Below are 11,557 nucleotides of genomic sequence, written 5' to 3'. Positions count from 1 at the left end.
GCGCGTCGCCAGATTTTGGCGCAGGTCAGCGCCTTCCCGGCATTAATGGGAATAAAAAAAAGCGTGAGGCATAATAAAATTAAGTGCCCTGTTTCATCATTAGAGAAAAAGCGCTGCGCGCTATTCTTTGATAGCGTAATCCAGACAGCGTGTCATTAGAGTAATGTGCCGTGTTACGGTAATAAAAATGAGATTCATTATCAAGATGATAATAATCAATATCGGAGAAAAATAAAATAAATACTAAAAATCAAAAGGTTACAACAAAACAGATGGGGAGAAATAAAATAAAAACATCATCATTATTTTCTATTTATCATTAAAAACACACATTTTCGCCATATTATCTCCATAGTCAAATTAAAGATAAAAACACATTAATAGTAAGCGATAAAATGGGAGAAAACTATTTGTCGGCATTGTTATGTTTTTTACGCCCTTGTCGTTCCCAGCTAACGGCGGCCGTTCTGCTAAAATAATCACATCCCCTGCGGAGTATTCCTCCATGAACGCCTACTCGCTATCACGTCTGTTTATCGCCTGGCTCACCTGCCTCGCGACACTGTTATTCGCTCCTCTGCTGCCGGCAGTAGAGGCGGAAAAAGCGCCGCCGGCAGCAGCCGAAGACAACACGCTATCGATTCATATCGACGATATGCTACGGCCATGGAGAGGCGATTTGCCTGGCATGATCGACCGTCGTACCATTCGGGTATTAACCACCTACAGCAAGACCTTCTTTTTTATTGATAAAGGCACCCAGCGCGGGGCGACGCACGACATTTTTATCGCGCTGGAAAACGAGCTGAATAAACAGCTAGCGAAGGATAAAAAGCTCAAACAGCGCCACCTGAAGCTGCATATCGTTTTTGTGCCGGTCAGTCGGGACAATCTCTTTATCGCGCTTAATGAAGGTAAAGGCGATATTGCGGCTGCCAATCTGACTATCACGCCCTCGCGGGAAGCCCAGGTCGATTTCGCCCAGCCGCTCTACAGCAACGTGAAAGAATTACTGATCTCCGGCCCGGCTTCACCGAAGGTCGACAGCCTGGAGCAACTCTCTGGTCAAACCGTCTTTGTTCGCCGCTCCTCCAGCTATTACGACAGCCTGCAAGCGCTGAACGCCCGATTTGCCGGTGAGTCGCGCCCACCGGTGATACTGGAGGCGGCGCCGGAAGCGCTGGAGGATGAAGATCTGCTGGAAATGCTCAACGCCGGGCTGATTCCGCTGATCGTCGTCGATCAGCATAAAGCGTTGTTCTGGAAACAGGTGTTTCCAAAAATTCAGGTCCATGACAATGTGGTGCTGCGCGACGGCGGCGACATTGCCTGGGCGGTACGCAAAGACAGCCCGCAGCTGCTGACGGTACTGAACAACTTCGTCAAAAAGAATCGTCAGGGCACCACGCTGGGCAATACTCTCCTGCTGCGTTACCTGAAAAATGCTAAATATGTCAAAAATGCCGCGGCGAGTAAGGAACGACGCAAATTCCTCGCGATGGTAGATGTCTTCCGCAAGTACGGCGATCGTTACGACGTCGACTGGCTGCTGATGGCGGCCCAGGGATACCAGGAGTCGCGGCTGAATCAGTCGGTACGGAGCCACGTCGGCGCCATCGGCGTTATGCAGGTGATGCCCAGCACTGGAAAAGAGCTGAAGGTGGGCGATATTAAACAGCTGGATCCCAATATCCATGCCGGCGTGAAATACATGCGCTGGATGATGGATCGGTACTATGCCGATGAGCCCATGACCCGGCTCGATAAAGCGCTGTTTACCTTTGCCTCCTATAACGCGGGTCCGGCGCGTATCGCCCGCCTGCGCACCATGACTAAACAGCGAGGATTTGACCCGAACGTCTGGTTCGGTAACGTCGAAAATATGGCGGCAGAAAAAATTGGCGCCGAGACGGTAACCTACGTCAGCAATATCTATAAGTATTACATCGCCTATCGGCTGATCGTCGATGACATGGCCCGCAAACAGAAAGCGACGGCCGTACCGCGGCAGGAGCCGGTGGCGCAGCCAGCCAAACCGCAGCCCAGCGTGGCGACAGCCGCCACCGCTCAGGTGCCCGTCATCTGAATCGCTCGTTACCGTAGGTCAAATTCCATCCTGAAATGACGGTGCAGGAATAACAAAGAAAAAGCCCCGGCGAAACCGGGGCTTTCTGTTTTCGACTGCGCAGACAGTGCGCCTAAGGCAAGCCTTAGAACGGGATGTCGTCGTCGAAGTCCATCGGCGGTTCGTTGGAAGGCGCTGCCGGGGCCTGCTGCTGCGGACGGGACTGCGCGCCGCCGCTGAACTGGTTGCCGCCCTGCGGCTGCTGCGGCTGACCCCAACCGCCCTGCTGCTGGCCGCCGCCTGCCGGTGCGCCGCCGCCCTGACGGCCGCCCAGCATCTGCATGGTACCGCCCACGTTCACCACCACTTCGGTGGTGTATTTGTCCTGACCGGATTGATCGGTCCACTTGCGGGTACGCAGCTGGCCTTCAATGTACACCTGTGAGCCTTTACGCAGATACTCACCAGCGACTTCCGCCAGTTTGCCGAACAGCACAACGCGGTGCCACTCGGTCTGCTCTTTCATTTCGCCGGTCTGCTTGTCACGCCAGGATTCGGAAGTTGCCAGCGTGAAGTTGGCGACAGCGCCGCCACTTGGCATGTAGCGTACTTCCGGGTCCTGCCCCAGATTACCGACGAGAATCACCTTGTTTACGCCTCTGCTGGCCATGTTCGTGTCTCCTGAATACGTTTCTTAATAGTGTAAACGCGCGAGTGTACCATTTCCACGTAGCATTTTAATAGCTGCGAGGCTGATTCCAGAGATAGTACCCGGCTACGACATTGTTGCACACTCGACCCGAATTTGCATTCCGATACTGTATATTCATTCAGGTTAAATTGTGTCATAATTAGCCGTTTCTGCCGTTTGTCCTTCAAGCAAACCAGGCAATCCGTGTATCTACCTACCGGGAAAGGTGAATGGATAAGATCGAAGTTCGGGGCGCCCGCACCCATAATCTCAAAAACATCAACCTCGTTATCCCGCGCGACAAACTCATTGTCGTCACCGGGCTTTCCGGGTCTGGCAAATCTTCACTCGCTTTCGACACCCTGTATGCCGAAGGCCAGCGTCGCTACGTCGAATCGCTCTCCGCCTATGCGCGACAGTTCCTGTCGCTGATGGAGAAGCCGGACGTCGACCATATCGAAGGGCTGTCGCCGGCGATTTCCATCGAACAGAAATCAACCTCTCACAACCCCCGCTCGACGGTGGGTACTATTACCGAAATTCACGACTATCTGCGTCTGCTGTACGCCCGCGTCGGCGAACCGCGCTGTCCGGATCACGACGTGCCGCTGGCGGCGCAAACCGTCAGTCAGATGGTCGATAATGTCCTCGCCCAGCCGGAAGGCCTGCGCCTGATGCTGCTGGCGCCCATTATTAAAGAGCGCAAAGGCGAGCACACTAAAACCCTGGAAAACCTCGCCAGTCAGGGCTACATCCGCGCGCGGATCGACGGCGAGGTCTGCGATCTGTCGGATCCGCCGAAGCTGGAACTGCAGAAGAAGCACACCATTGAGGTAGTCATCGACCGCTTCAAGGTGCGCGACGATCTGGCGCAGCGCCTGGCCGAGTCGTTTGAAACCGCGCTGGAGCTCTCCGGCGGGACCGCCATTGTGGCTAATATGGATGATGAGAAAGCGGAAGAACTGCTGTTTTCCGCCAACTTCGCCTGCCCGATCTGCGGCTACAGCATGCGCGAGCTGGAGCCGCGTCTCTTCTCCTTTAACAACCCGGCGGGCGCCTGCCCGACCTGCGACGGCCTCGGCGTGCAGCAATATTTCGATCCCGATCGCGTGGTGCAAAATCCCGAGCTGTCGCTGGCGGGCGGCGCCATCCGCGGCTGGGATCGGCGTAACTTCTACTACTTCCAGATGCTGAAGTCGCTGGCGGAGCACTATAAATTCGACGTCGAAGCGCCATGGGGCACCCTCAGCGCCAACGTGCAGAAAGTGGTGCTGTACGGTTCAGGTAAAGAAAGTATTGAATTCAAATACATGAACGACCGCGGCGATACCTCGGTGCGCCGCCATCCGTTCGAAGGCGTGCTGCATAACATGGAGCGCCGTTACAAAGAGACGGAATCCAGCGCGGTGCGCGAAGAGCTGGCGAAGTTCATCAGCAACCGTCCGTGCGCCAGCTGCGACGGCACGCGTCTGCGTCGCGAGGCGCGCCACGTGTTTGTGGAAAACACCCCGCTGCCGACCATCTCCGATATGAGCATCGGCCATGCGATGGATTTCTTCAACAATCTGAAGCTCTCCGGCCAGCGGGCGAAAATCGCCGAAAAAGTGCTGAAAGAGATTGGCGATCGTCTGAAATTCCTCGTCAACGTCGGCCTCAACTACCTGACGCTCTCCCGCTCGGCGGAAACGCTCTCCGGCGGCGAAGCCCAGCGTATCCGTCTGGCAAGCCAGATTGGCGCCGGGCTGGTTGGCGTGATGTACGTGCTGGATGAACCCTCTATCGGCCTGCACCAGCGCGATAACGAACGCCTGCTCGGCACCCTGATCCACCTGCGTAATTTAGGCAACACGGTGATCGTCGTTGAGCACGACGAAGACGCCATTCGCGCCGCCGACCATGTGATCGATATCGGTCCCGGCGCTGGCGTTCACGGCGGCCAGGTAGTAGCGGAAGGGCCGCTGGAGGCCATTATGGCGGTACCGGAATCCCTGACCGGCCAGTTCATGAGCGGTAAACGCAAAATTGAAGTGCCGAAACAGCGCGTGCCCGCCAACCCGGAAAAAGTCCTCAAGCTGACCGGCGCGCGCGGCAACAACCTGAAGGATGTAACGCTGACCCTGCCAGTGGGCCTGTTTACCTGCATCACCGGCGTCTCCGGCTCGGGTAAATCCACGCTGATCAACGATACCCTGTTCCCGATTGCCCAGCGCCAGCTCAACGGCGCGACCATCGCCGAACCAGCGCCGTATCGCGATATCCAGGGGCTGGAACATTTCGATAAAGTGATCGATATCGACCAGAGCCCGATCGGCCGGACGCCGCGCTCCAACCCGGCAACCTATACCGGGGTGTTTACCCCGGTGCGCGAGCTGTTCGCCGGCGTACCGGAGTCTCGCTCACGCGGCTATACGCCGGGGCGCTTTAGCTTTAACGTTCGCGGTGGGCGCTGCGAAGCCTGCCAGGGTGACGGCGTCATTAAGGTTGAGATGCACTTCCTGCCGGATATCTACGTGCCGTGCGACCAGTGCAAAGGCAAACGCTATAACCGCGAAACGCTGGAGATTAAGTACAAGGGTAAGACCATCCACGAAGTGCTGGATATGACCATTGAAGAGGCGCGTGAATTCTTTGATGCCGTACCGGCGCTGGCGCGTAAGCTGCAAACCCTGATGGACGTCGGCCTGACCTATATCCGCCTTGGCCAGTCGGCGACGACCCTGTCCGGCGGCGAGGCGCAGCGCGTGAAGCTGGCGCGCGAGTTGTCCAAGCGCGGTACCGGCCAGACGCTGTATATCCTCGATGAGCCGACCACCGGTCTGCACTTCGCCGATATCCAGCAGTTGCTGGAAGTCCTGCACCAGCTGCGCGATCAGGGCAATACCATCGTGGTGATTGAACACAACCTCGATGTGATTAAAACTGCCGACTGGATTGTCGATCTCGGCCCGGAAGGCGGCAGCGGCGGCGGCGAAATCCTGGTCTCCGGTACGCCGGAAACCGTCGCCGAGTGCGAAGCCTCGCACACCGCGCGCTTCCTCAAGCCCATGCTGAAATAATTAGCGGGTAAGCTGCTGCCGGACCGGCTCCGGCAGCATTTTCACCGCCTGCTGATAAGACGCATCGACCAGGTAGTAGATTTGCGAATCCGGCAGCGAGCCATCCAGATAGACGGTGCTCCAGTGCGCTTTATTGAGATGCTGGCTGGGCCGGACATCGCGATGCTGCTGACGCAGCAGCTCAGCCAGCTCCGGACTCGCCTTCAGCGCAACCGCCGGCCGCTGGTCCTCAACCTCCTTCACCATGGCAAACAGCACATCTGAGACCTTAATCTGCGTGGCTTTCCAGTCGCTGTGGACGCTCTGCTCTGCTCCCGGTTTCGCCATGCAGTACTGTAATAACTCCGAAATTGTCATCTTTTATTCCCCCATGAGCGTCGCAACGATGCGCCGCGAACCGCCGTGTATCCGATGCTCCCCCAGCCAGATGCCCTGCCAGGTTCCCAGCCTGACGCGCCCGTCCTCGACCGGCAGCATTAGCGACACGCCAAGCATCGATGATTTGATGTGCGACGGCATATCGTCAGGGCCTTCATAGTCATGTTCATACGGCGCATTGTCCGGTACGGCGTTGAGAAAATACTGCTCCATGTCATAGCGGACGGTGGGATCGCAGTTTTCGTTGAGCGTCAGGGAAGCAGAAGTATGCTGGAGCAGGAGGTGCAGCAGGCCAACCTTCACCCCGGACAGCCCGCGGATCTGGCCAAGGATTTCGTCGGTGACCAGATGAAAACCGCGGGATTTTGGCCCAAGCGTCAGGGTTTGCTGATACCACATCATTGACTCCTTTTGCGAATGAATCCTTCTAAGTGTGCAGCAATACGTGAAAAGGTAAAACCTTCCACCCCTGATTTTGCATAAAAAAACGGCAGCGCCGTCGCTGCCGTTTATCGCGTTCAGGCGGTCATCAGTATTCGGAATTGACGATTACTTCCTCGCCCAGCGCGCCAGCCATCGGCAACGGCTTATAGGAGGAGTTGGCGGCCCGCAGCACGCGGATGCCACGGGCGCCCGCTTCGCGGGCGGCGGTGATATCGTTATCCGAATCGCCGTAGAAAACCTTTATCTGCTTCGCCTGCAGCCACTGGGTCTTGGTGTTCTGGCCAGGCTTATCGCCAGCGAAAATCACCGGATTCATATTGGCGGCCGGGATGAGAAAATCATCCTGCAGGGTTTTAGAAACGGTTTCGGTTTTGGTCTGGCTGCGGCCGGTGACGAACCAGATGCTGTCCCCGCGCTTCACATGCATCGCAATCAGCTGGCGCGCCACCTCTTTCGGCATGCTGAATTCATCCCAGCCATTGTTCATTTTTTCCCAGAACTGCGGGTTTTTCAGGTAATCCTCGCTGCCGGGAGAGAAGGTTTTTTGCCCGCGCCAGAAACCCGGACTGGAGAAGAGGACGGTGTCATCGATATCAAAGCCGACGGCCATCGGCGGCCGCCCCAGCAGGCTGTTCTCAATTTGCGCCACCGAAACCCAGTGGATCGGCGCCTGCTCGGCCAGCTGGGCCACGTTGGTGCCGACCCACAGCGGCTGCGGCGTGGAGGCGCGCGCCACAACGGCGCTGTTCAGCGTGAACAGGAGAGAAGCCGCCGCAAGGGCGAGAGTAAGTTTGCGCATATTTATCCCTAAATCTATCAATCATTATTGTTTTCAATAATGTGCATGCTTATCAACGTCCCGACCTTACCCGCCGGCGGCATGGATGAAAAGCCTTTTTCGCGCAGATGTCATAGAAAAAGAGGATGATCACATCCGAGGGGGTTGCCCCTGCCCGTTGACCGGCAGAGACAACCTGCTGGAGAGCGGCTTACATTACCGCGGCAAAAGCTTTCGCTACCTGCTGAACATTACGTGAGTTTAACCCCGCCACGCACATGCGTCCGCTGGCAATCAGGTAGACGCCAAACTCGTCGCGCAGACGATCCACCTGCACCGCGCTAAATCCGGTATAGCTGAACATCCCGCGCTGCTTGAGCAGGTAATCCACTTTGCTACCCGGGGCAACCTGCTGCAGCGCGTCGACCAGCGCCTGGCGCATGGTCAGGATGTGCGCGCGCATGGCGTCCACTTCCGCCTGCCAGGTGGCTTTCAGAGCTGCATCGTTCAGCACCGTCGCCACCACCTGCGCGCCAAAGCTTGGCGGGCTGGAGTAGTTGCGGCGCACGGTGGCCTTCAGCTGACCCAGCACGCGGCCCGCGGTTTCGCTGTCTTCACAGACCACGGACAGACCGCCGACGCGCTCCCCGTACAGCGAGAAAATTTTGGAGAACGAGTTGCTGACCAGCATCGGCATCCCGGCGCTGGCGATGGCGCGAATAGCGTAGGCATCCTCTTCCAGCCCCCCGCCAAAGCCCTGGTAGGCGATGTCGAGGAAGGGGATCAGCTGACGCGCTTTCAATACCTCAACCACGCGGTCCCACTGGGCTGGCGTCAGGTCGGCGCCGGTCGGGTTGTGGCAGCAAGGGTGCAGCAGCACAATATCGCGGGCCGGCAGCGTTTGCAGCGTCGCCAGCAGGTCCTCAAAGCGCACGCCGTTGGTGGCTTTATCAAACCAGGGGTAAGTACTTACTTCGAAGCCAGCCCCTTCAAAAATGGCGATGTGGTTTTCCCAGGTCGGATCGCTGACCCAGACATGAGACTCAGGAAAGTAACGTTTGAGGAAGTCGGCCCCGACCTTCAGCGCGCCCGAACCGCCGACCGTCTGAATAGAGGCAATGCGATTTTGCTTAAGCGCGGTATGCTCTGCGCCAAACAGCAGCGGCGCAATCGCCTGACGGTAGCCGCTCAACCCTTCCATTGGCAGATACAGCGAGGCGCCATGCGGCTCGGCGTTCAGGCGTGCTTCCGCTTCCGCCACCGCCTGCAGCTGCGGGATAATGCCGTCATCGTTGTAGTACAGCCCGATACTCAGGTTGACTTTGTCGCTTCGCGGGTCTTCTTTGAAGCGTTCCATCAGAGAAAGAATAGGGTCGCCGGCGTAGGCGTCAACTTTTTGAAACACGCGATGTATCTCCAGGTTTACATGGGGCAGGTTCTTACACAATAAACCGGATATGACGGCAGGTCGAGAGGATGTTGAGGGGAAAGTGACCGCGCAGCGGTATAAACCGCTTTTTTGAGCGCCGCAGGCCTGGTGCGTACCGGATCAGCCTCTGTGCTATCCGGTACGCCAGAGGCTTAGTCGAAGTATTTCATGGCGACGCGGGAGGTCAGTCGCGTAATAAGTTCGTAAGCACTCACTTTCGTTATCTCGGCGATGCGCTCTACCGGGAGCCCCTCTCCCCACAGCACTACCGCGTCGCCGGCTTTATCCTGGGCCTGCGGTCCGAGGTCAACGCAGATCATATCCATCGCCACCCGGCCGACAATCGGCACTTCCCGGCCATTGACCAGCACCGGCGTGCCCGACGGTGCCGCGCGCGGATAACCGTCGCCATAGCCCATCGCCACCACGCCGAGACGGGTATCGCGTTCGCTGATCCAGGTGCCGCCGTAGCCGACGGGCTCCCCTGCTTTATGCTCGCGCACCGCAATCAGGCTGGACGTCAGGGTCATCACCGGCTGGCAGCCGAAATCTTTCCCGGTGGAGCGATCGTCCAGCGGCGACACGCCATACAGGATAATTCCGGGGCGCACCCAGTCGTAATGCGATTGCGGCCACAGCAGAATGCCGCCCGAGGCGGCGATAGAGCGCAAGCCCGGCTTGCCTTCGGTAAAGGTGGTGAAGATATCCAGCTGGCGTTCGGTGGCGCCGCAGGTCGGCTCATCGGCGCGCGCGAAGTGGCTCACCACGTTCACCGGCTGGCGGACGTTTTTACACTGGCTCAGACGCTGATAAAACGCCTCGGCTTCCTCCGGGCGCACTCCTAAGCGATGCATGCCGGTATCCAGCTTCATCCACACGGTCACCGGCTCGGGGAGATCGGCTTGCTCCAGCGCCGCCAGCTGTTCGGGGCTATGCACCGCCGTATGCAGGCGCTGGGCGGCGATCACCGCCAGGTCTTCCGCAGCAAAAAAGCCTTCCAGCAGGAGGATCGGCTGGGCGATGCCCCCCGCTCGCAGGCGCAGCGCCTCTTCCAGGCGGGCGACGCCAAAGGCGTCGGCGTCGGTCAGCGTTCGCGCGGTCTCGAGAAGACCGTGTCCGTAGGCGTTCGCTTTCACTACCGCAACCAGTTTGCTGGCGGGCGCCAGTTCACGCAGACGTTGCAGGTTGTGTCGCAGAGCGCGGCGGTTGATAACTACAGTTGCCGCTTGCATTTGAATTCCTTAATAAAAGAAGGCGGAAGGATTACTCATCATCATACTGAGGACCGGCATAATTATCGAAACGCGACCACTGGCCGTTAAAGGTCAGTCGCACGGTGCCGATCGGGCCGTTACGTTGTTTACCAATGATAATTTCCGCGATGCCTTTAAGATCGCTGTTCTCGTGATAGACCTCATCACGGTAAATGAACATGATTAAGTCGGCATCCTGTTCGATAGAGCCGGACTCACGCAGGTCGGAGTTGACCGGGCGCTTATCGGCGCGCTGCTCCAGCGAGCGGTTAAGCTGCGACAGCGCCACCACCGGCACCTGCAGCTCTTTCGCCAGCGCCTTCAGCGAGCGGGAGATTTCGGCAATCTCAAGGGTACGGTTGTCGGAGAGCGACGGCACGCGCATCAGCTGCAGGTAGTCGATCATAATCAGTCCGATGCCGCCGTGCTCGCGGGCGATACGCCGCGCGCGGGAGCGCACCTCCGTCGGCGTCAGGCCGGAGGAGTCATCGATATAGATATTGCGCTTTTCCAGCAGGATGCCCATGGTGCCGGAGATCCGCGCCCAGTCTTCGTCGTCCAGTTGACCGGTACGAATGCGGGTCTGATCGACGCGCGACAGCGAGGCCAGAGAACGCATCATGATCTGTTCCGAGGGCATCTCGAGACTGAAGATTAATACCGGTTTGTCCTGCAGCATCGCCGCGTTTTCCACGAGGTTCATCGCGAAGGTCGTTTTACCCATCGATGGACGGGCGGCGACGATAATCAGATCCGACGGCTGCAGGCCGGCGGTCTTTTTGTTGAGGTCGTCGTAGCCGGTATTGACCCCGGTGACGCCGTCATGGGGCTGCTGGAACAGCTGTTCGATACGGGCGACAGTGGCATCGAGGACATCGGCGATGTTCTTCGGCCCTTCGTCTTTGTTGGCCCGACTTTCGGCGATTTTGAAAACCCGGGATTCGGCGAGGTCGAGCAGATCTTCGCTGGTTCGCCCCTGCGGGTCGAAGCCGGCTTCGGCGATCTCGTTGGCCACCGAAATCATTTCGCGCACCACCGCGCGTTCGCGCACGATGTCGGCATAGGCGCTGATGTTAGCCGCGCTGGGCGTGTTTTTGGACAGTTCGGCCAGATAGGCGAAGCCGCCCACGCTGTCCAGCTGCCCCTGACGCTCCAGCGACTCGGCGAGCGTAATCAGGTCAATCGGGCTGCCGGACTCCTGCAGGCGCGCCATCTCGGTAAAAATATGACGGTGCGGACGGGTATAAAAGTCGTCGGCAACGACGCGTTCGGCGACGTCGTCCCAGCGCTCGTTATCCAGCATTAAACCGCCCAACACCGACTGCTCCGCTTCAATCGAGTGCGGCGGGACTTTCAGCCCGGCGAGCTGCGGATCGCGTTCGCGGGTTTCTGTCTGTGGTTTGTTGAAGGGTTTATTTCCTGCCATAGCCTAACATTTCACCGATCCGGAAAAGAGCGTGACA

General features: G+C 58.0%; 9 protein-coding genes. 2 read left to right on the top strand and 7 right to left on the bottom strand.

The features are described 5' to 3' along the window. Nucleotides 1-505: 505 nt before the first annotated feature. Complete coding sequence (locus tag HMPREF3140_RS15525; protein WP_002885017.1) at nucleotides 506-2,086, top strand: MltF family protein; 1,581 nt, start codon at nucleotides 506-508, stop codon at nucleotides 2,084-2,086. A 124-nt stretch (nucleotides 2,087-2,210) separates the two neighbouring features. Here the strand turns inward: HMPREF3140_RS15525 and ssb1 are convergent, their stop codons facing one another. Then, the gene (gene ssb1, locus HMPREF3140_RS15520) at nucleotides 2,211-2,735 is read right to left on the bottom strand and encodes a single-stranded DNA-binding protein SSB1 (RefSeq protein WP_004151744.1); all 525 of its coding nucleotides are present in this window, start codon (nucleotides 2,733-2,735) and stop codon (nucleotides 2,211-2,213) included. A 251-nt stretch (nucleotides 2,736-2,986) separates the two neighbouring features. On the opposite strand from ssb1, the gene uvrA reads away from it, so the two are divergent. Further along, nucleotides 2,987-5,812, top strand: coding sequence for an excinuclease ABC subunit UvrA (gene uvrA, locus HMPREF3140_RS15515; protein WP_004146620.1), 2,826 nt, complete (start codon nucleotides 2,987-2,989; stop codon nucleotides 5,810-5,812). On the opposite strand, the gene HMPREF3140_RS15510 is transcribed toward uvrA, so the two are convergent. From HMPREF3140_RS15510 to dnaB, 6 genes are all read right to left on the bottom strand, one after another. Continuing rightward, on the bottom strand, nucleotides 5,813-6,169 hold the full coding sequence (locus tag HMPREF3140_RS15510; protein ID WP_002884953.1) for an MmcQ/YjbR family DNA-binding protein: 357 nt from the start codon (nucleotides 6,167-6,169) through the stop codon (nucleotides 5,813-5,815). Nucleotides 6,170-6,172: 3 nt separating this feature from the next. Next, on the bottom strand, nucleotides 6,173-6,589 hold the full coding sequence (locus HMPREF3140_RS15505; protein ID WP_002884951.1) for a secondary thiamine-phosphate synthase enzyme YjbQ: 417 nt from the start codon (nucleotides 6,587-6,589) through the stop codon (nucleotides 6,173-6,175). Between the two features lie 130 nt (nucleotides 6,590-6,719). Then, entirely contained in the window at nucleotides 6,720-7,433 is a 714-nt protein-coding gene (gene aphA / locus HMPREF3140_RS15500) for an acid phosphatase AphA (protein ID WP_004151745.1), read from the bottom strand. A gap of 190 nt (nucleotides 7,434-7,623) precedes the next feature. Next, nucleotides 7,624-8,817 (bottom strand): aromatic amino acid transaminase, encoded by a 1,194-nt coding sequence (gene tyrB / locus HMPREF3140_RS15495; RefSeq protein WP_032412764.1) that lies wholly within the window; start codon nucleotides 8,815-8,817, stop codon nucleotides 7,624-7,626. 176 nt (nucleotides 8,818-8,993) lie between these two features. Beyond that, a complete protein-coding gene (alr, locus tag HMPREF3140_RS15490) occupies nucleotides 8,994-10,073 on the bottom strand; it encodes an alanine racemase (protein WP_004214117.1) in 1,080 nt (359 codons plus the stop codon). 31 nt (nucleotides 10,074-10,104) lie between these two features. Next, the gene (dnaB, locus tag HMPREF3140_RS15485; protein ID WP_002884942.1) at nucleotides 10,105-11,520 is read right to left on the bottom strand and encodes a replicative DNA helicase; all 1,416 of its coding nucleotides are present in this window, start codon (nucleotides 11,518-11,520) and stop codon (nucleotides 10,105-10,107) included. Between the last annotated feature and the right edge of the window lie 37 nt (nucleotides 11,521-11,557).

This window comes from Klebsiella sp. HMSC16A12 (genome assembly GCF_001808265.1).
Taxonomy (GTDB): Bacteria; Pseudomonadota; Gammaproteobacteria; order Enterobacterales; family Enterobacteriaceae; genus Klebsiella; species Klebsiella pneumoniae.
The sequence above is the reverse complement of the archived record's forward strand: the minus strand, read 5'-3'. Positions and strand labels throughout refer to the sequence as shown.